This is a genomic window from Methylomonas rhizoryzae (genome assembly GCF_008632455.1).
GTDB lineage: Bacteria > Pseudomonadota > Gammaproteobacteria > Methylococcales > Methylomonadaceae > Methylomonas > Methylomonas rhizoryzae.
Map to the genome: position 1 here is coordinate 4490490 of NZ_CP043929.1, position 19373 is coordinate 4509862.

Sequence of the window (19373 nt, forward strand, 5' to 3'; positions counted from 1 at the left end):
CGATAAACGTCCCGCCGGCTATTTCGCGGGTGTTCCGGCTCCGGCAATTTGATTTTAATTTGATCCTTAGAGTCTACGCTGCTCGACGGCAACACTAACCCTTAAAACTATGTTATTTAACCCGGCAAACTGGGCCAAATAACCCATACATCTTTCTTCTCCTTCGGCATTCAAGCAAGCGCCGGCACTTTTTCCAGCCGGCTTTGCAGCTCGGTTAAAAACGCTTCAGTGGTCATATAAAGGCCCGGACTCACCGCGTCGCCGTGTATGCAGACCGCCAAATCCTTAGTCATCGCCCCGCTTTCCACGGTGTCTACGCAGACTTTTTCCAGCTTATGGCAAAAATCGATCAAGGCCTGATTGCCATCCAACTTACCGCGAAAGGCCAAGCCGCGGGTCCAGGCGAATATAGAGGCAATCGGATTGGTGGAAGTCGCTTTACCTTGCTGATGCAAACGGTAATGTCGGGTCACGGTACCGTGCGCGGCTTCGGCCTCCATGATTTTGCCGTCCGGCGTGACCAGCGTCGAGGTCATCAAACCCAGCGAGCCGAAACCTTGGGCGACGGTATCGGATTGCACGTCGCCGTCGTAGTTCTTGCAAGCCCAGACGAATGCCCCGCTCCATTTCAGGGCCGAGGCAACCATGTCGTCTATCAATTTGTGCTCGTACACCAAGCCTTTGGCTTCGAAATCGGCCTTAAATTCCGCCTGATAAATGGCTTCGAAGATGTCCTTGAAGCGGCCGTCGTACTTTTTCAAGATGGTATTTTTGGTGGACAAATACAACGGCCAGCCTCTGTCCAGCGCCACGTTGAAACAGCTGCGCGCGAAACCGGCGATAGACTCGTCGGTGTTGTACATCGCCAAGGCCACGCCGTCGCCTTCGAAATGGTAAACCTGATAACTTTGCTCGCCGCTGCCGTCGTCCGGCGTGAACGTGATGGTCAGTTTGCCTTTGCCGCGCGTCACGAAATCAGTAGCCCGGTATTGGTCGCCGAACGCGTGCCGGCCTATGCAGATCGGCTGGGTCCAATTCGGCACTAGCCGAGGCACGTTGTTGCAGATAATGGGTTCGCGAAACACGGTACCGTCCAAAATATTGCGGATCGTGCCGTTGGGCGATTTATACATGCGCCTTAAGCCGAATTCCGCTACCCGCGCTTCGTCCGGGGTGATGGTCGCGCATTTGATGCCGACGCCGTGTTTCTTAATTGCGTTTGCCGCATCGATGGTGATTTGGTCATCGGTCGCATCGCGTTGCTCAATGCTCAAATCGAAGTATTCGATAGGCAAATCCAAATACGGCAATATCAAGCGGTCCTTGATGAAATGCCAAATAATGCGGGTCATTTCGTCGCCGTCGATTTCGACGACGGGTTGGTCTACGCGTATTTTGTTCATGCCCGGCTCCGGCGGATTAAGTGGATTAGCACTATAAGCTTAGCGTAGCTGCGGCGTTGCGTTGGCGGTTGCTTCATTGTATAAGCTAGCCTGGGTTTACGTTTTCGGCGCATAGCCTAATCGCATGAAAGACTACCGAGATTTGCGCAACCAACTGCTGAGCATGCTGGAAGATTTGGACGACCGTCTAGGCAAGATCGCCGACGCGGATACGCCCGGCGCTACGGCGGAAAACGCAGGCCCGCGCCAAACCGAAGCTTGCCGGGCCGAGGAATTCGGCGCCGAAGATGCGGCGCGTGGCGAGATCGACAAAATCAAACAGGCCCTCGGCAATATCGATAAACACACGTACGGCATTTGCCTACAGTGCGGCAAGCCGATTAAGAAGGCTCGGCTAGCCACCGCGCCGTTTACCCTGCACTGCGAATTCTGCGCCCCAACGCCGAATAAATCCGGCCGCAAAGCCTGACCTTGCGGATTGCCTATCCGCCCCCGCTTCAGATCCCCCTTTAATCAACCGTCAGGTAACTGCCGGGCTGCCGCAAATCCGTAACCGGCTCACAGGCTGCCCCGGCCCGATTCTGTACTATTCTTGGCTCATTCCCTTCGACTCGACCTTTGAGTAACCAAGCTATGGATATCGCCGAACTGTTGACCTTTTCCGTAAAAAACAAAGCTTCCGACTTGCACTTGTCCGCCGGCTTGCCGCCGATGATCAGGGTCGACGGCGATATTCGCCGCATCAACATTCCGGCCTTGGAGCATAAGGAAGTGCACGCGCTGATTTACGACATCATGAACGACAAGCAGCGGCGCGACTACGAAGAGTTTTTGGAAACCGACTTTTCCTTCGCCTTGCCCGGCGTGGCCCGTTTCAGGGTCAATGCCTTCAACCAAGACCGCGGTGCCGGGGCGGTATTCAGGACTATTCCATCGAAAGTGCTGACCTTGGAGGAACTCGGCGCGCCGAAATTTTTCGAAGAAGTCTGCACCAAGCCGCGCGGGCTGATTTTGGTTACCGGGCCCACCGGCTCCGGCAAGTCCACCACGCTGGCGGCGATGATCAATCACATCAATTCCAACGATTACTCGCACATCCTGACCGTCGAAGACCCTATAGAATTCGTGCACGAAAGCCAGAAATCGCTGATCAACCAGCGGGAAGTGCATAGGGACACGCTAGGCTTCAACGAAGCCTTGCGCTCGGCCTTGCGGGAAGACCCGGACATCATCCTGGTCGGCGAGATGCGCGACCTGGAAACCATACGCCTGGCGTTGACCGCCGCGGAAACCGGCCACCTGGTATTCGGCACCCTGCATACCACCTCGGCGGCAAAAACCATAGACCGCATCATCGACGTCTTTCCGGCGGCGGAAAAAGACATGATACGCTCCATGCTGTCCGAGTCGCTGCAAGCCGTGATTTCTCAAACCTTGTTGAAAAAGGTGGGCGGCGGCCGAATTGCCGCGCACGAAATCATGGTCGGCACCCCGGCTATCCGCAACCTGATCCGCGAGGCCAAGGTCGCGCAAATGTATTCCGCCATTCAAACCGGGCGCAAGGACGGCATGCAAACCCTGGATCAAAACCTGAAGGAACTGGTCGATCGCGGCCTGATCACCGGAAAAGCGGCGATGACCAAGGCGGTCAACAAAGACATTTTCCGTTAACCGTTTTTTGGGGGAGATAGGTTATGGACTTCAAAGCGTTATTGGCCTTGATGGTGGAAAAAAAAGCATCCGACTTGTTCATCACCGCCGGCAAACCGCCGTGCATGAAAATCGACGGCAAAGTGGTGGAGATTTCAAAAAACATTCTTACCGCCGAACAGGCGCTGAAAGTGGTGCACAGCATCATGGACCAGCGGCAGAAAGACGAATTCGAACACACCAAAGAATGCCAGTTCGCCCTGGGGGTACACGGCCTGGGCCGGTTCCGGGTTAGCGCCTTTACCCAACGCGACGCGGCCGGCATGGTGTTGCGCCGCATCGAAACCCATATCCCCGATACCGAAGAACTGCACTTGCCGCCGGTTTTGAAAGAACTGATCATGCATAAACGCGGCTTGGTGATGTTCGTCGGCGCCACCGGCACCGGTAAATCCACATCGCTGGCAGCCTTGATCAAGCACCGCAACGCGAACAGCAGCGGCCACATCATCACCATCGAAGATCCGATAGAATTCGTGCATCCGCATAACGGCTGCATCATCACGCAACGCGAGGTCGGCCTGGATACCGAATCCTACGAGGTGGCGTTGAAAAACACCTTGCGGCAAGCGCCGGACGTGATTCTGATCGGCGAGGTCAGAACCAAGGAAACCATGCAACACGCCATCACCTTCGCCGAAACCGGCCATTTGTGCTTGTGCACCTTGCACGCCAACAACGCCAATCAAGCTTTGGACCGCATCCTGCACTTCTTTCCGGAAGAAATGCACAACCAAATTTTTATGGACTTATCCTTGAATCTACGCGGTATCGTCGCCCAGCAACTGGTAAAACGGGCCGACGGCAACGGCCGCTATCCGGCCATCGAAATATTGCTGAATACGCCGCTGGTTTCCGATTTGATTCGCAAGGGCGAAGTGCATAAACTGAAAGAATTGATGAAAAACTCGCGCGAACACGGCATGCAGACCTTTGACCAAGCCTTGTTCGATTTGTACGCCGCCGGCAAAATCAGCTACGAAGACGCTCTGCTTGCAGCGGATTCCAGAAACGAAGTGCGCTTGATGATCAAGCTGAGCACGGAAACCGGTGGTTTCGACGACGAAAACATGCGTTTAAGCGAAACCGATGAAGAAAGCGGTCGATTGTATAAATTTTAAATTCAAATCCACAGCCAACGCCTTACGCCTATCGCCGATAGTTCTTGCGCTGTTTTTATCGGCGGCATGCGCCGGCCAGCAAGCCGGTCGTAGCGGCCCTAAGCCGCAGAGCCACGCCCCCGCACAGCCAAACACACCCGGCCCATTGCGCGACTCCGGTCCCGAGGAACGGCGGATGCCGGCCGAAACCGGCGCGTATCGGGCAAGCCAAATCGGCGGAGATTTTGCCGGCTATGCAAGCTTGCAAAGCTTTATCGATTACATGGCCGGCAAACACGGGTTCAGCCGCGAGTATTTGTACGGCGTGTTCTCGCAAGCCAAGCGCAAGCAATGGACGTTGGACTATTTGCGTAAGTCCGATCAAAGCCTGAAAAGCCCGCCCGGCAAAGGCAGCTGGTCACGCTATCGGGCCAAATTTTTGGACGAGCGCCATATCAACAGTGGTGTGGCATTCTGGCAAAAACATAAACACACGCTGGAACGGGCCAGCCGGCAATACGGTGTGCCGGCCGAATATATCCTGGGCATTATGGCGGTGGAAACCACCTTCGGCAGCTTTGTCGGCAAAGACCGCATCTTGGATGCGCTGACTACGCTGGCCTTCGATTATCAGCGCCGAGGCGACTACTTTCGCGCCGAATTGGAAAACTTTCTGGTCATGACGCGTAACGAGCATCTAGACCCGGTGCAACCGGTCGGCTCCTACGCCGGGGCGATGGGCTTGGGGCAATTCATGCCCGGCAGTTTTCTGGAATGGGCGGTGGATTTTAACGGCGACGGCCGCCGCGATTTATGGAATCCGGAAGACAGCATAGGCAGCATCGCCAATTATTTCGCTCAACACGGTTGGCAAGCCGGCCAACCGGTCATTGCCGGCATACAAGGCAAACCGAGCAGTTTAGACGATTTGCAGCACGGCCTCAGCGCGGCCTATTCGCCCGGGCAACTGCAGCAACGCGGCGTCGTACCGTCGAAAAACTGCGGCTGCGACGGCCCGTTAAGGCTATTGCTGTTGCGCCACCAACACGGCGACGAATATCTGATCGGGTTTCCCAATTTCTACGTGATCACCCGTTACAACCAAAGCACCCACTACGCCATGGCGGTACACGAATTGGCGCAAGCCATTAAGCTCAAAAGCGCAGCCTTGGCCGCCAATTAAGCGCGCGGGCGCAACCAACATCCGCCACCCGCGCGAAGATTATCAGTCTCTGAGCAATTCGTTGATGCCGGTTTTGCTGCGGGTTTTTTCGTCGACTTGTTTGATGATGACCGCACAATACAAGCTATGGCTGCCGTCTTTGCTGGGCAGGTTACCGGACACCACCACCGAACCGGCCGGGATGCGGCCGTAGCTGACTTCGCCGGTCATCCGGTTGAAAATCTTGGTGCTTTGGCCGATGTAGACGCCCATCGACACCACGCAGTTGTCTTCGACGATCACGCCTTCGACGATCTCGGAGCGGGCGCCGATGAAACAGTTGTCGCCGATGATGGTCGGGTTGGCTTGCAAAGGCTCCAACACGCCGCCGATGCCGACGCCGCCGGACAAATGCACGTTTTTACCGATTTGCGCGCAGGAACCCACGGTTACCCAGGTATCGACCATGGTGCCGCTGTCGACATAAGCGCCGATGTTAACGTAGGACGGCATCAAGATAGCGCCGGGAGCGACATAGGAGCCATACCGGGCCACGGCATTAGGCACCACGCGGACGCCGGCTTTGGCGAAATCGTCTTCGCTATACTGGCTGAATTTGGTCGGCACTTTGTCGTAGTAACGCACGTCGCCGCTCTCGATAACTTTGTTTTCGTTGATGCGGAACGACAGTAGCACGGCTTTTTTCAACCATTGGTTGGTGACCCAGTCGCCGTCTTTTTTCTCGGCAACGCGGGCTTCGCCCTTGTCGAGCAAATTCAATGCGGTGGCGACGGCGTCGCGAATTTCCGGGGAAACGGAGGACGGGCTAATTTCGGCGCGGTTTTCGAACGCGGCGTTGATGATGGTTTCCAGGTTTGACATGGTTGTTTCAGGTTAAGTTAAAAAATGTAGCTTGGGTTAGGCGTAAGCCGCAACCCGACAGGATGGCTTTGATTGTCGGATTAGGCCACGTTAATCCGACCTACCTCAAATTTTCGATAAAGGTTTTGATGCGCTGCGCGGCTTCCACGCATTCTGTCAACGGCGCAACCAAGGCAATGCGCACGTGGTTGGCGCCGGGGTTGATGCCGTTGCTGTCGCGGGACAAATAACTGCCCGGCAACACGGTAATGTTTTGTTCGGCGAATAATTGCCGGGCAAATTCGGTATCACTGATAGACGTCTTCAGCCAGATATAAAAACCGGCCGGCGGCCGGCTGATCTCGCATACGTCTTTGAGAATATCGATGAAGGCGGTGAATTTGTCGCGGTACATCTCGCGGTTACGCCTAACATGTTCTTCGTCGTTCCAGGCGGCGATGCTGGCGTGCTGGGTCGGCACCGGCATCGGGCAGCCGTGGTAGGTGCGGTATTTGAAATACTGATTCAACACCGCGGCATCGCCGGCCACAAAGCCGGAGCGCAAGCCCGGTGCATTGGAGCGCTTGGACAGGCTTTGGAAAATCACGCAGCGTTTGAAAGCGGTACTGCCGGCGGCGTAAGCACTTTGCAGCAAGCCCTGCGGCGGATTAGTCTCGTCGTCGTACAGTTCGGTATAACATTCGTCCGAAGCCACCACAAAATCGTATGTTTCCGCCAATGCCAATAATTTCAGATGATCGGCTTGTGACATCACCGCCCCGGTCGGGTTGCCGGGCGAACAGATGAACGCCAATTGGCAGCGCCGCCAAATGTCAGCCGGCACACTGTCGAAATCCGGCAAATAGCCGTTTTCCGCCGTCGTATTCAGATAATACGGCTCGGCACCGGCCAACAACGCCGCACCTTCGTAGATCTGATAGAACGGATTCGGCATCAGCACCACCGGCTTGTCGGCCGGATCGACCACCGCCTGCACCAACGAAAACAGCGCTTCCCGGGTGCCGTTGACCGGCAGCACCTGGGTTTCCGGATCCACGCTCGCATCCGGCAGCGCGAACCGCCGGCAGGTCCACGCCGCAATGGCGGCACGCAATTCCGGCAAGCCTTTGGTGGTCGGATAGTGCGCCAGGCCATGCAGATGTTGCAGCAAAGCCTCTTGAATGAAATGCGGCGTCGGATGCTTGGGCTCGCCGATCGACATGGCGATATGCGCTTTGTCGGCCGGCGGCGTAATGCCTTGCTTGAGCGCCGCCAGTTTTTCGAACGGATAAGGATGCAGTTGGTTTAAATTCGGATTCATCTCGGTTTACTTACTACAGCGCGGCTGTTTGCCGGCACGCATGGCCTGTTGTTGCAATTGCACGGCTTGCGGGATCTGCTGGTTTAAATTGTCGATACGGCTGGCATGCGAAGGGTGGGTCGACATGAACTCCACCGGCTGCCCGCCTTGCGAAGCTCTATCCATCTTCAACCAAAGGTTAATGCTTTGGCGCGGATCGAATCCGGCTTTGGCCATTAAATTCAGGCCTATGGTATCGGCCTCGCTTTCCTGCACCCGGCTGAACGGCAATATCAGTCCGTATTGAGCGCCCAGCCCCAATGCCCCCATGGCCATCTGCCCCATCTGGCTTTGCGGATTGGCCATGGCTTGCACCATCGACAAGCCGGTGCTGACCGCGGTTTCTTGCGACAAGCGCTCGTTACTGTGCCGGGACAATACGTGACCCACTTCGTGGCCGATAACCGCAGCCAACTGGTCTTGATTGTCCACCAATTGGATCAGGCCCGAATGCACGCCGATTTTATTACCCGGCAACGCAAACGCGTTCAAACTATCGTCTTGAAACACCACCACTTCCCATTGCCCGCCGGTCACGGAAGTAATCGCATACGCCACGCATTGCGCGAATCGGTTAAAGCCGGCGTTGTTACTGACCGGATTTTTGCTTTTCATCGTGTCGAAGGCCTGCAAGCCCATTTGGTCGACCTGACTGTCCGGCATATAGATGAATTGACTACGTCCGGTCGGGCTGGTAACGCACGCGGCCGCGACCAGCGCTACTGCGCATAATCCGAAAAGTTTTTTCGGCATGGCCACCCTCCTTAAAAAACAAAACGCCATTTTACCGTACATTATTCGCCTACCTGTAATTCAGACCACAACCTGAAACCACGCGAGGCCAGCGGTTAGGGATATAAAGCGACCGTTTCCAAACCCAGAATTTCAGGTAAGCCGAACATCAAATTCATGTTCTGCACAGCCTGACCGGACGCGCCTTTCACCAAATTGTCTATCACCGACAATACCACGACGGTATTGCCGTCCTGCGGCTGGTGCACGGCAAGCTGGCAGCGGTTGCTGCCTCGCACGTTACGGGTGTCCGCATGACTGCCGGCCGGCAACACGTCGACGAAAGGCTCGGCTTGGTAACGGTTTTCGAACAAGGCCTGCAGGTCGACGCCTTGTTCCAAGCGCGCATACAATGTGGCATGGATGCCGCGTATCATCGGCGTCAAATGCGGAACGAAGGTTAAACCTACCGATTGTCCCGCCACTTGCCGCAAGCCCTGCTTGATTTCCGGCAAATGCCTGTGCCCCGGCACGCCGTAGGCTTTAAAACTCTCGCCGGCTTCGCTCATCAGCGACGACAGCTCGGCTTTGCGCCCGGCCCCGCTGACCCCGGATTTGGCGTCGGCGATCAAATTTGCCGCATCTATCAATCCCGCTTCCAGCATCGGCAGGAAGCCCAACTGCACCGCAGTAGGATAACAACCGGGGCAGGCAATCAAGCGTGCATTTCGAATGGCGTCCCGCTTGAGTTCCGGCAAGCCGTACACGGCTTCGGCAATCAAATCCGGACTAGAGTGGCTCATGCCGTACCATTTTTCCCATTCCGCCACGTCTTTAATCCGAAAATCGGCGGACAAATCGATGACTTTGACGTCGCGTTGCAAAAGCTGCGCGGCCATCGTCATCGCCGTGCCGTTCGGGGTGGCGAAAAAGACGACGTCGCACTCGGCCAAACGCTCGATCTCGGGGGGTGTAAACGACAGGCCGCACAAACCTCGCAAGCTGGGATATACGCTGTCGACGCGTTGTCCGGCGTCGGCGCGCGAGGTGACCGCTACAACTTCCACCTCGGTATGCAACAGCAATAACCTCAGTAATTCGACCCCTGTATAGCCGGTGCCGCCCACAATTCCCGCACGTATCATTTAAATTCCCGCCAATAAAAACACTTGCTCGCATAAACCAACGGCTTGCGAGACGAATTTGCTCGATAAAGCGGCATATAATAATGCGATTTGGCGGTGAAAGGCGGTTAGCAATGCGCGCGATTGATATTGTCTCAACCGAAAGCGGCAATGCTTTGCTATTGCGAGACTTTCCGCGCCCGCTGCCAGGCGACGGTGAAGTACTGATTCAGGTCGCGGCTGCCGGCGTCAATCGGCCGGATTTAATGCAGCGGCAGGGTGTCTATCCGCCGCCGCCCGGTGCATCTGATCTACTTGGATTAGAGGTGGCCGGCACCATAGTCGAAACCGGCCCCGGCGTCCAAGGCTATAAGGTCGGCGATGCGGTTTGCGCATTGCTCACAGGAGGCGGGTACGCCGAGTTTTGTTTGGCCCCCGCCGGCAGCTGTCTGCCGGTTCCGGCCGGGCTCAGCATGATAGAAGCCGCAGCCTTACCGGAAACCTTTTTCACCGTGTGGAGCAATCTGTTTCAACGCGGACGCTTGCTGCCGGGAGAAAGCGTGTTGGTACACGGCGGCGCCAGCGGTATCGGCACCACCGCCATTCAATTGGCCCGCGCGTTCGGCAACAGCTGTTACGTCACGGCCGGCAGTCCGGATAAATGCCAACGCTGTTTAGCGTTGGGCGCAGCCGCCGCCATCGATTACCGCCGTGACGATTTCGTCGCGCAAATCCTGCAACTGACGGCCGGCCAAGGCGTGGATTTGGTATTGGACATGATAGGCGGCGACTATTTTCCCCGCAATTTAAAATGCTTGGCAGCCGAAGGCCGTTTGGTGCAAATTGCGATTCAAAACGGCGCCCGGAGCGAAATTCAACTCTGGCAAGTCATGAGCAAGCGTCTGACTATCACTGGATCAACCTTGCGTAGCCGAGACCAAGCGTTTAAAAGCCGGATTGCGGCAGAGCTAAGCGAACGCGTCTGGCCGTTATTGGCAAGCGGCTCGATCAAGCCAGTCATAGATCGTACGTTTCCGTTAGCCGCAGCCGAACAAGCTCATGCTTATTTAGCCGACGGCCGACATTTTGGCAAAATCGTTCTGGAGTTATAAATGACATACACCACCTTGATTTCCGCATCCGAGTTAGCCTGCCGGATAAACAAGCCGGATTGGCTGGTATTCGACTGCCGTTTTTCGCTGGCCGACCCAGAGGCCGGTGCCAGAGCTTACCGGCAAGGTCATATTCCCAATGCCCGCTACGCGGATTTGAATCGGCAGCTTTCCAAACCCGTTAACAGTTATAGCGGTCGTCACCCGCTGCCGGATTTTGCCGCGCTTACCAAGCAATTAGGCGCTTGGGGGGTTGGCAACCGCAGCCAAGTCGTGGTGTACGACGATGCCGGCGGCGCTTTTGCCGGCCGCCTCTGGTGGTTGCTGCGTAGCATGGGTCACGAAACCGTTGCGGTACTGGACGGCGGCATTCAACAATGGCAAAAACAACAACTTCCGCTGACGACTATTCTGCCGAAAGTCGTCGCAAGTCAATTTCGCTGCTATTTGAATTCCGAAGCTTGGCTAAGCGCTAGGCAGGTGGAAAACGGCTTGGCTGCGAGAACGTTAACACTGATCGACGCCCGGACTCCGGAACGCTATCTAGGCCGCAAAGAACCCATAGACCCGGTGGCCGGTCACGTGCCTAAAGCCCTAAACCGCCCGTTTCAAGCAAATTTGACTCCAGAAGGTTTATTTTTACCGGCGGCACGCTTGAAACGGGAATTCCAAGCCTTGATCGGCTCGTATGCTGCAACGCAAACCGCACACATGTGCGGTTCCGGAGTAACGGCCTGCCACAACGTATTGGCCATGGAAGTCGCCGGCTTGCCGGGCTCCAAGCTGTATGCCGGATCGTGGAGCGAATGGATAATCGACAAAAATCGCGGGGTTGCGCGCGAAAACGCATGATGTCGGCAACTGCTAAGCTTTAAGGGGATGAGGCTAAACCAGCCTTTAGATGGAAAGAAATGCGGGAACGGGATACACAGAAAAAGGGGCTATGTAAGCCCCTTCAATCAACCGTAATTACAGCAACGATTTTAAAGTCGCATTTTTTTCTTTTGCGGCTTTCAGATGTTCTTTGGATTCGGTCAGGTTGGCCGATTTCGCTGCGGTAATCGCTGCTTTCAAATGTTGTCTGACTTTGGAGTTTTCTCTCGCTACTTTATCGTTCGCGTTCAACTCTTCGCTGAAGTTGGATGCTTTTCTGATCAGGGCAGCAACTTCGGCATCTTCAGCGCCGTTATCGATGGCAGTTTCCGCTTCAGTGATTCGATCGTTAACACCTTTTATGACATCGATCGGTTTAACAGAAATCCTGCCTGGATCGGACTCAGCAACCGCAGATGTCGAGAAGCTACCCATAGCAACAGCCAAAGAGAATGCAACAACGGCACTTTTAAAAATTTTCATGTATTGAACCTCGCAGTTATTTTTATAAACACACACAGCGTCGCCTTGAATTAAACCACCATATGCGGCTGGGGATAATAGCATAGAAATTGAGGTTTCATAGCATGCTTGTTACCAAGTCATGACAATTTGCAGAATTTTTAATGAACTTTTCGTTACTCTACGCTAACCAGGATTTTGTCCAGCCATCCGGTCGGCAACAATCGTTTCAGCCAGGCGAACAAATGGGTAGGCACCGTCACCCGATAACGGGCTTTAGGCCGTTTGGCGGTCATAGCCTGAAAAACTTTTTCGGCCACGGCATTCGCCGGCAAGGTAAATGGGGCCGCCGGGCCGATCTTCTGCAATCTGGCTTCCATAGCCAGATACGTTTGGCGATGAGGACTTTGGTTGACGTCGATATATTGCTTATACATCGAAAACGCATTGGCGCGAAACCGGCTTTCTATTGGGCCCGGCTCCACTAATACAACGTGTATCCCGGTTCCCCGCAACTCCAAACGCAGGGTATCCGCCAATCCTTCCAATGCGAATTTACTGGCGTTATAGGCCCCGCGAAATTTCATCGCGACAAAACCCAATACCGAACTGTTATAGACGATTCGTCCCATTCCTTGCTTGCGCATCAAGGGTAGAATTAAATTGGTTAATTCGTGAGTGCCGAAAAAATTGGTCTCGAATTGATTGCGCAACGCTTCACGGCTTAAATCCTCCACCGCCCCCGGCTGCCCGAACGCCGCATTATTGAATAAGCCATCGATTTTTCCACCGGTAATCTCGGCCAATTCCGCTACCGCGCGATGCACACTGGCCGAATCGGCCAAATCCAACGGCAAACATTCAAAACCTTCCGCCATCAGCCTCTCCACGTCTTCCGGCTTGCGCGCGGAACAAATCACCCGAAATCCCCGGCTTTTCAGTAACACTGCCGTGGCGTAGCCGATTCCGGAAGAACAACCGGTGATGAAAACCGTTCGATTGGGAGCATTCATTGTTTTAACTCGGATTCGTTGAACATGAATACGGCACCGGAGCTGCAACTGATTGAAAACACCAAGTTTTCTAGACTGCTCTTGCCGTGCAAATCATCCGTTTCGACCCGCTGACAATTCCCGCTCGTCAAAGCTTTTTCGGCCGCCAGCCGCCGATATTTCTCGATATCCGGTAACCGCTGTTCGAATGACTTGACTAGCGCCGGCAATTTACCCGGCTGATAAGGCGGAATCGCAAAAGCGGAAAACTGTAACGGTTTTTGTTTGATCAATGCCTGAGTCAGCTCGCTTTCCTGCTTGGCCAATTGTTCTCTTTGGATGATTGCATCCAATTGGGCCTTTTCGGCTCGCATTTCCTCTTGATGCTGCTGTTGTTCCGCTCGCACTTCGCGCTGGTGCTGGGATTCGACGGCATTCAAATCCACCCGGCTGCCGGTTTTGGTATTGATCTGCACCGCTTTGTCTTCTTTGGTGCAAGGAGAAGAGCGATAATCTATGTGTCCCTCTGCATCCGTACACTTATAAACGCCGGCCGAACTTTGGCCGGCAACCGCCAATGCGAGAACAGTAATCAGAACTTTCATGTTTATCTACCTTGCAAAAGTAACTTGGAACCAGAGCATAAACGGCTGACGGCAAGACGCGCAAATTGACCGTCGCTTGCCCCGAGACACGCCCAATGCCATTTCGACAAGCAATGGAAGCAAGGGCATGAGCCCATTCATCGCAACCGTTTTAACGCCTAAACGCTAGACCGCTCTATCCGCCTGCAGAGTCGAAACCCGGTAGCAAAATAGTGCGTTTGCCGGATTGTCGTCAAGCTTCTCCACCATCTCCGGAACAGCATCGGGCAGCACAAACGCCGACGAGACCAGTAAACTCTTGCCTTCCATTTCCGCGGCGCATTTAAGTCCCAAGCGCGGCATCACCGCAGGCGTTAAATAAGCGAACACCATGTCGCTCCCGGCTAGCGAACATTCCCAAAAATTACGAAAACAAACCGTTACGTTCGGTAAACGCCGACAGCGCCAGCGCAATACCAGCCAGGGTAAGGGCGCCTGTTCGACGGCGGTTATTTGCAGATCCGGCAACCGTCGCGCCAGCGGCACCACCACGCTGCCGATACCGGCACCCAATTCGACCAGATTTTTTGCCCGCTCCGTTTCGGCGAGCCGCGCCAAACCGTCTGCGACCGAATCGGAAGACAAGTATAAAGGCGCATCGCCCCCGGCGGTTCGCCAAAACACCAACGCGGATACGATAAAGCCAACCATACCGTACTGCCCGGAAATGCCGTTGCTATGCGCCCACCAAAGCGCAGGCGGGAATAACAGATGTATCCAGCACCACCACATCGGCTGCCGCAGCAAATAAGACAAAAGTGCCGCACTAGCGCCTTGCAGCCAGACTAACGCCTCTGCATGCCACACGCTAACCGGCAACAACGGCCGCATTGCCGCGACCAACAGCATGGCACCGAGTTGGCAATAAATCGCCGGAATCAGCTTACCGGCCGGGCGGCGGGGGCGGGCTGCTGCCGTCATAAGTAGTGCCTTGGGAGGGCTGCTGACCGGCCCGCTCGCCGTCGTGCAAGACATATTGCTCGGACTTTCTGTTCATCACGATAATCGATATTCTCCGGTTCATCGGATCGTTAGGGTTATCACGATTGTAAGGGATACTGGAGGCCAAACCCACTACCCGTAAAATCTTGTCTTCGCCCAAACCGCCTTCCGTCAGTTGCTGGCGCGCCACGTTGGCCCTCTCGCTGGAAAGCTCCCAATTCGAATAACTACGCCGGGTACCGGGAAAAGGCAAGGCGTCGGTATGACCGTTGATGGTGACCTTATTCGGCAGTTTATTAATCTCCGAGGCCAATTCTTTTAAGATCATTTTGGCGTGTTCCTCGATTTCCGAGCTGGCCAATTTGAACATCGGCCGGTTTTGCGCATCAATGATTTGAATTTTCAGACCTTCCGGGGTGGTTTCCAGTTTGATTTGCTCGCGATACTCCGTCAACTGCGGATTGCCGTCCAATACGGCTTGTATATCCTGCTGCAGTTTTTCCAGGCGGATTTGCTCCTGTTGTTCGGCCAGAATTTCAATGTCTTGCGGTGTCGGTGTCTTGACCGGCGAGGGCGGCACGTCGCCAAGATGAACCTGACCTTTTTGCTGCGAACTTAAATCGCTGCCGCCGCCGGGGATGATCGCGATTCTATCCCCACTCCCTTCACTGCTGCGTAACGAAACCGCGAAAGGATGCTGGAAATATTCCGAAATACCTTCGCGGGTAGCTTGATCCGTGGAACCCATCAACCACATCAACAAAAAAAATGCCATCATCGCCGTAACGAAATCCGCATAAGCGATTTTCCAGGCACCGCCGTGGTAAGCGTGACGAGCTTTGCGCCTAATCTTTTTAACGATGATGAGGTTTTCAGCCATGCCTTAACCCTTGCTGGATTTCAAATAATCCTCCAATTCGAAAAAGCCGGGTCGTACCTGATAAGGTATTGCGGTACGCATAAACTCCACAGTCATCGGCGGCGAAGTGCCTTTGGCGCAATTCAACAGGCCTTTTTGGGCACAGCGATAAGCATTCGACTCGTCTTCCAAACGCTCTTCCATCAGTGCGGCGACAGGGCTGACGAAGCCGTAGGACACCAAAATGCCCAAAAAAGTGCCTACCAGCGCGGCGGCAATCAACTTGCCTAATTCGGCCGGCGGAATCCCCACCGACTCCATGGTATGCACCACGCCCATCACCGCGGCGACAATACCGAAAGCCGGCATGCCGTCGCCCACGCGCTGGACGGCGCGGATAGGCACATGACAATTGTCGTGGTGAGCTTCGATTTCGGCGTCGATCAAATCTTCCAACAGCGCCGCATCCACGCCGGTCAGTATCAGCCGCAACTTATCGCAGATAAACTCCATCAAATGCCGATCCGCCACAATCCGTTCGCCGAAAATCATGCAGCCTTCCGGATCGTCCGCCACTCGTTCCAACGAAAGCAAGCCTTCCTTACGGGCTTTCTGACTCAAGGCGTTAAAGCTCAACAATAAATCCAAATAATATTCTTTGTTGTAGCGGGAGGGTCTTAGCGTGCCAATCCCTCCGGCTAAAGCGGCCTTAATGGTATTAAGCGAATTACTGGCAATAAACGCGCTGAAGGCGGAACCGACGATAATCAACACTTCGATCGGCTGAATCAGCACACCTATTTCGCCGCCGGCCATCATAAAGCCGCCAAACACACAAGCGAAAATACCTAAATAGCCGAGAATCAGTAACATAACCGCCCTTGCCTATTACCGAGCTGAACAAACCGACCGCGCGTGCCGCCGGCATTCGTTGGACCGCAATTTTCCGTCCGGAAAGAACCCATTGCAAAAATAGTAGCAAGGCTTGCGCTCCGCGCGACCGCAGCGGCCCATCAGTGCCGCCAGGAAACCATATCTTCGATAGGTTCCAAATGCGTGTCTATATCGATACCCTCGAAACGGTCCGCGATTTGTCGTTCGATGCGTTCGAGCAAATCGTGGCCTTGCTGCACCGTCCATTGGCCGGGCACCAGCACGTGCACGGACATGAAACGGCGAGAACCGGCAAAGCGGGTGCGCAACGCATGGAAAGCGACATGATCGGAACAGGCGAAGCCGGTTAAAATAGCTTCGATTTCCACAACTTCTTCGACCGGCAAGGCCGCATCCATCAGTCCTGCGATGGTGCGCGAGATCAACTGCAATCCGGCCCAAACAATATGCAAAGCCACCGCAATGGCAATGACCGGATCCAAAATTTCCCAGCCGGCCAAGCCCAAGCGGGAAGCCAACGCAAGATCGGCGTCGAAACGATTGGCCACCGCGATGGCGCCTATGCCGATCAATATCCCTAAAGTCGTCCACACGTCGGTCATTAAATGCTTGCCATCCGCCTCCAAAGTAATGGAATATCTGGCACGGCCGACGCCGATCAAAACACGGGCGACGATCAGATTGATCAACGAGGCGAACACCGCAATGGCAATGCCGACATCCAACTGACGCAACGGCATAGGATGCAGTAAGCGCTCCCAAGCGGCAAAAATGATGCCCAACGCCGCCAGCACTATCATCACCCCTTCCGCGCCGCTGGAGAAATATTCGATTTTCTCGTGTCCGTAAGCGTGCCTGGCATCCGGCGGACGGCTCGCCACGCTCAGCACGATCAACACGATAACCGCCGCGACCAAGTTAATCAGCGACTCCAACGCGTCGGACAATAAGCCGACCGATCCGGTCAACCAGTACGCGTAACTTTTCAACCCTATCGTCGTCAATGCGGCGGCGATCGACAGCCAACCGTATCGGGTTAAGGAAGAAGCAGCCTGATTCATAAACGCACGACCTATAGGGGCGACAATAGTCGCCGGACCCGTGTGGGGGGGTAAATCAACCGTTCGCCGGCTTAACCGACTCCAGCGACAAACGCATGGACAGGTCTATGGCTCGCAAGTTTTTAGTCAACGCACCGATAGATATGTAATCGACACCGGTTTCGGCCACGGCCCGAATGTTGTCCAAGTCAATATTGCCGGAAGCTTCCAACTCTATCCGTCCCTCGTTAAGAGCTACCGCCTGCCGCAATTCGGGTAAGGAAAAATTGTCCAGCATTATCCGATCCGGTTGCGCGTCCAAAGCTTGCCGCAACTCGGCCAACGATTCGACTTCCACTTCGATTAATGCGCAAGTGCTATTGCGCGCGGCCTTAACCGCTGCAGCAATGGAACCTGCTGCGGCAATATGGTTTTCTTTGATCAGCACGGCGTCGAACAAACCGATCCTATGGTTATAGCAACCGCCGCAAACCACTGCATATTTTTGCGCCCGCCTCAAGCCGGGCAGGGTTTTACGGGTATCGAGCACCTTACAACCTGTACCCGCGACCGCATCCGCATAGCCGCGCGCGACCGTCGCGGTAGCTGACAAAGTTTGCAGCAAATTCAACGCCGTGCGTTCGCCGCTCAACAAGGCGCGAGCCGGGCCGGACAAGCGGCACAACACCGTCCCTGCTTCGACCGAGTGACCTTCCGCTACCAGCCACTCTACGTTAACCTTGGCGTCCAACTGTTTGAAAACCTGCTCGAACCACGCAGTGCCGCACACCACCATGGCTTCGCGGGTTATCACACTGCCCGACGCGGTTACCGAGATGGGAATAATGTTGGCGGTCAAATCGCCGCTACCTATGTCCTCGGCCAAAAATGCCGAAATATCCTCCGCCGTGGGTTGCAAGACGTTAACTCCGAATCGATAAACAATGGCATTATAAACCAGGGCAACAGCCGGCAAGGCAGAGTCGTCCAGTCGGTAGGTGTCAAAATGCCCGCTAACCAGCGGCGAATTCGATATGCCGACAAATAATTTCACAGGGAGAAATGGCCGGCGCACGCGTGGATAACTCGCTAGCGCCTGTTTTTTCTAAATGACCGACAAATTCCAGCAAACAGCTATCGGACAATTTGCCGAGTACGACATTGTTATCCAGCCCCTCTTGGCGCTCGGTTGAGCGCCGCATTAAAAAGGTAGGCACGTTCAAATACGACAACTCTTCTTGATTGCTGCCGCCATCGGTAATCACAAAGGTGCTGGCAGCCAGCAAGTGCACAAAATTCACGTAGCCGGTACGCTTGCGCACACTAATGTTCGGGTTAGTTTTCAGCGCTTCCAACAACTGCATTTTTTGTAAACGCTTCTCGGTACTGGGATGCAGAACGAATATCAAATAATACGAACGCGATATTTCGGTGATTTGTTGAATTATTTTCTTTAGCCTATTCGGATTAAACAGATTTTCGAAGCGATGTATCGATATTATTCCAAACGTTTGTTCCGGAATAGGACAGCTATCGTCGCCCGGAAGCGCCAATGCATAGTTTAAGGCATCCCACAAGGTATTATTTTCGGTATTGACCTTTATACATGAATATCGACTCAAATTATCCAAGGCCCACTGACCGGGACAAAAAGCGATATCCGTCAACGTGAAAGTAACTAACCGATTAATTTCTTCCGGAAACGGTTCTAGTAGATTGAAAGAACGCAAGCCGGATTCGATATGACCTACTTTGATACCGAGCCGCTTCGCCAACAAGGCGCCAATTACCGTAGAAAACGTATCGCCGTGTACCAAAACGATATTTTGGCCCGCCGCATAGTCTTGATAATCAGGCAAAAGTTGCGCAGGTTTTAAGATTATCTGCGAGAACAATCCAATCAACCAACGCACGGCATGCGCAATGGATTTGACTTCTTCCTTACTGCTATACAGATAATGCCAAGCAACATCTAAATTAAAATCTTGCAAAATTTCGGCTAAACTTTCTTTATGCTGCCCGGTATGCACCAGGGTAAAAGCATAGTTTTTGCTTTGCATTTGCTTGATTAAGGGCGCCATTTTTATCAGCTGGGCGCGAGTA

Annotated in this window: 20 protein-coding genes; 6 read left to right on the top strand and 14 right to left on the bottom strand. The window is 54.3% G+C overall.

What is annotated here, in order from left to right:
* Positions 1 to 170: 170 nt before the first annotated feature.
* Entirely contained in the window at positions 171 to 1403 is a 1233-nt protein-coding gene (locus tag F1E05_RS19825; RefSeq protein ID WP_150051576.1) for an NADP-dependent isocitrate dehydrogenase, read from the bottom strand.
* A gap of 124 nt (positions 1404 to 1527) precedes the next feature.
* Here F1E05_RS19825 and F1E05_RS19830 point away from each other — a divergent pair, with 124 nt between their 5' ends.
* From F1E05_RS19830 to mltB, 4 genes are all read left to right on the top strand, one after another.
* Positions 1528 to 1872 carry a TraR/DksA family transcriptional regulator gene (locus F1E05_RS19830; RefSeq protein WP_150051578.1) on the top strand — a complete coding sequence of 115 codons (345 nt, stop codon included), beginning with the start codon at positions 1528 to 1530 and terminating at the stop codon, positions 1870 to 1872.
* A gap of 164 nt (positions 1873 to 2036) precedes the next feature.
* Positions 2037 to 3074, top strand: coding sequence for a type IV pilus twitching motility protein PilT (locus F1E05_RS19835; protein WP_150051580.1), 1038 nt, complete (start codon positions 2037 to 2039; stop codon positions 3072 to 3074).
* A gap of 23 nt (positions 3075 to 3097) precedes the next feature.
* Entirely contained in the window at positions 3098 to 4234 is a 1137-nt protein-coding gene (locus tag F1E05_RS19840; RefSeq protein ID WP_150051582.1) for a PilT/PilU family type 4a pilus ATPase, read from the top strand.
* Positions 4235 to 4409: 175 nt separating this feature from the next.
* Positions 4410 to 5396 (top strand): lytic murein transglycosylase B, encoded by a 987-nt coding sequence (gene mltB, locus F1E05_RS19845; RefSeq protein WP_232056720.1) that lies wholly within the window; start codon positions 4410 to 4412, stop codon positions 5394 to 5396.
* Positions 5397 to 5438: 42 nt separating this feature from the next.
* Here the strand turns inward: mltB and dapD are convergent, their stop codons facing one another.
* The 4 genes from dapD to argC all read right to left on the bottom strand — a co-directional run bounded on the left by dapD (position 5439) and on the right by argC (position 9473).
* Complete coding sequence (dapD, locus tag F1E05_RS19850) at positions 5439 to 6257, bottom strand: 2,3,4,5-tetrahydropyridine-2,6-dicarboxylate N-succinyltransferase (protein WP_150051586.1); 819 nt, start codon at positions 6255 to 6257, stop codon at positions 5439 to 5441.
* A gap of 100 nt (positions 6258 to 6357) precedes the next feature.
* Positions 6358 to 7557, bottom strand: coding sequence for a succinyldiaminopimelate transaminase (gene dapC / locus F1E05_RS19855; protein WP_150051588.1), 1200 nt, complete (start codon positions 7555 to 7557; stop codon positions 6358 to 6360).
* 6 nt (positions 7558 to 7563) lie between these two features.
* Positions 7564 to 8349 carry a M48 family metallopeptidase gene (locus tag F1E05_RS19860; RefSeq protein WP_150051590.1) on the bottom strand — a complete coding sequence of 262 codons (786 nt, stop codon included), beginning with the start codon at positions 8347 to 8349 and terminating at the stop codon, positions 7564 to 7566.
* Between the two features lie 95 nt (positions 8350 to 8444).
* Positions 8445 to 9473 carry an N-acetyl-gamma-glutamyl-phosphate reductase gene (gene argC / locus F1E05_RS19865; protein ID WP_150051592.1) on the bottom strand — a complete coding sequence of 343 codons (1029 nt, stop codon included), beginning with the start codon at positions 9471 to 9473 and terminating at the stop codon, positions 8445 to 8447.
* Positions 9474 to 9586: 113 nt separating this feature from the next.
* Here argC and F1E05_RS19870 point away from each other — a divergent pair, with 113 nt between their 5' ends.
* Together F1E05_RS19870 and F1E05_RS19875 are read left to right on the top strand one after the other, a co-directional pair.
* Positions 9587 to 10564, top strand: a complete 978-nt coding sequence (locus tag F1E05_RS19870; RefSeq protein ID WP_150051594.1) for an NAD(P)H-quinone oxidoreductase — start codon at positions 9587 to 9589, stop codon at positions 10562 to 10564.
* Positions 10565 to 11416, top strand: coding sequence for a sulfurtransferase (locus tag F1E05_RS19875; protein ID WP_150051596.1), 852 nt, complete (start codon positions 10565 to 10567; stop codon positions 11414 to 11416).
* 117 nt (positions 11417 to 11533) lie between these two features.
* Here F1E05_RS19875 and F1E05_RS19880 read toward each other — a convergent pair whose 3' ends face one another.
* The 9 genes from F1E05_RS19880 to F1E05_RS19920 all read right to left on the bottom strand — a co-directional run bounded on the left by F1E05_RS19880 (position 11534) and on the right by F1E05_RS19920 (position 19351).
* Positions 11534 to 11920: a hypothetical protein gene (locus F1E05_RS19880; RefSeq protein ID WP_150051598.1), complete on the bottom strand. Its 387-nt coding sequence runs from the start codon at positions 11918 to 11920 to the stop codon at positions 11534 to 11536.
* 155 nt (positions 11921 to 12075) lie between these two features.
* Positions 12076 to 12912 carry an SDR family oxidoreductase gene (locus F1E05_RS19885; RefSeq protein WP_150051600.1) on the bottom strand — a complete coding sequence of 279 codons (837 nt, stop codon included), beginning with the start codon at positions 12910 to 12912 and terminating at the stop codon, positions 12076 to 12078.
* The gene (locus F1E05_RS19890; protein ID WP_150051602.1) at positions 12909 to 13496 is read right to left on the bottom strand and encodes a DUF4124 domain-containing protein; all 588 of its coding nucleotides are present in this window, start codon (positions 13494 to 13496) and stop codon (positions 12909 to 12911) included. The genes F1E05_RS19885 and F1E05_RS19890 overlap by 4 nt, the downstream gene beginning before the upstream one ends.
* Before the next feature lie 165 nt (positions 13497 to 13661).
* Complete coding sequence (locus F1E05_RS19895) at positions 13662 to 14456, bottom strand: hypothetical protein (RefSeq protein ID WP_150051604.1); 795 nt, start codon at positions 14454 to 14456, stop codon at positions 13662 to 13664.
* Positions 14419 to 15357: a flagellar motor protein MotB gene (gene motB / locus F1E05_RS19900; protein WP_150051606.1), complete on the bottom strand. Its 939-nt coding sequence runs from the start codon at positions 15355 to 15357 to the stop codon at positions 14419 to 14421. Before motB ends, F1E05_RS19895 begins: the two co-directional genes overlap by 38 nt.
* 3 nt (positions 15358 to 15360) lie before the next feature.
* Positions 15361 to 16209 (bottom strand): flagellar motor stator protein MotA, encoded by an 849-nt coding sequence (motA, locus tag F1E05_RS19905; protein WP_150051608.1) that lies wholly within the window; start codon positions 16207 to 16209, stop codon positions 15361 to 15363.
* Between the two features lie 140 nt (positions 16210 to 16349).
* Positions 16350 to 17291 (bottom strand): cation diffusion facilitator family transporter, encoded by a 942-nt coding sequence (locus tag F1E05_RS19910; RefSeq protein ID WP_150051616.1) that lies wholly within the window; start codon positions 17289 to 17291, stop codon positions 16350 to 16352.
* Between the two features lie 55 nt (positions 17292 to 17346).
* A complete protein-coding gene (nadC, locus tag F1E05_RS19915; RefSeq protein ID WP_150051618.1) occupies positions 17347 to 18189 on the bottom strand; it encodes a carboxylating nicotinate-nucleotide diphosphorylase in 843 nt (280 codons plus the stop codon).
* A gap of 94 nt (positions 18190 to 18283) precedes the next feature.
* A complete protein-coding gene (locus F1E05_RS19920; RefSeq protein WP_190303204.1) occupies positions 18284 to 19351 on the bottom strand; it encodes a UDP-N-acetylglucosamine 2-epimerase in 1068 nt (355 codons plus the stop codon).
* Positions 19352 to 19373: the final 22 nt, after the last annotated feature.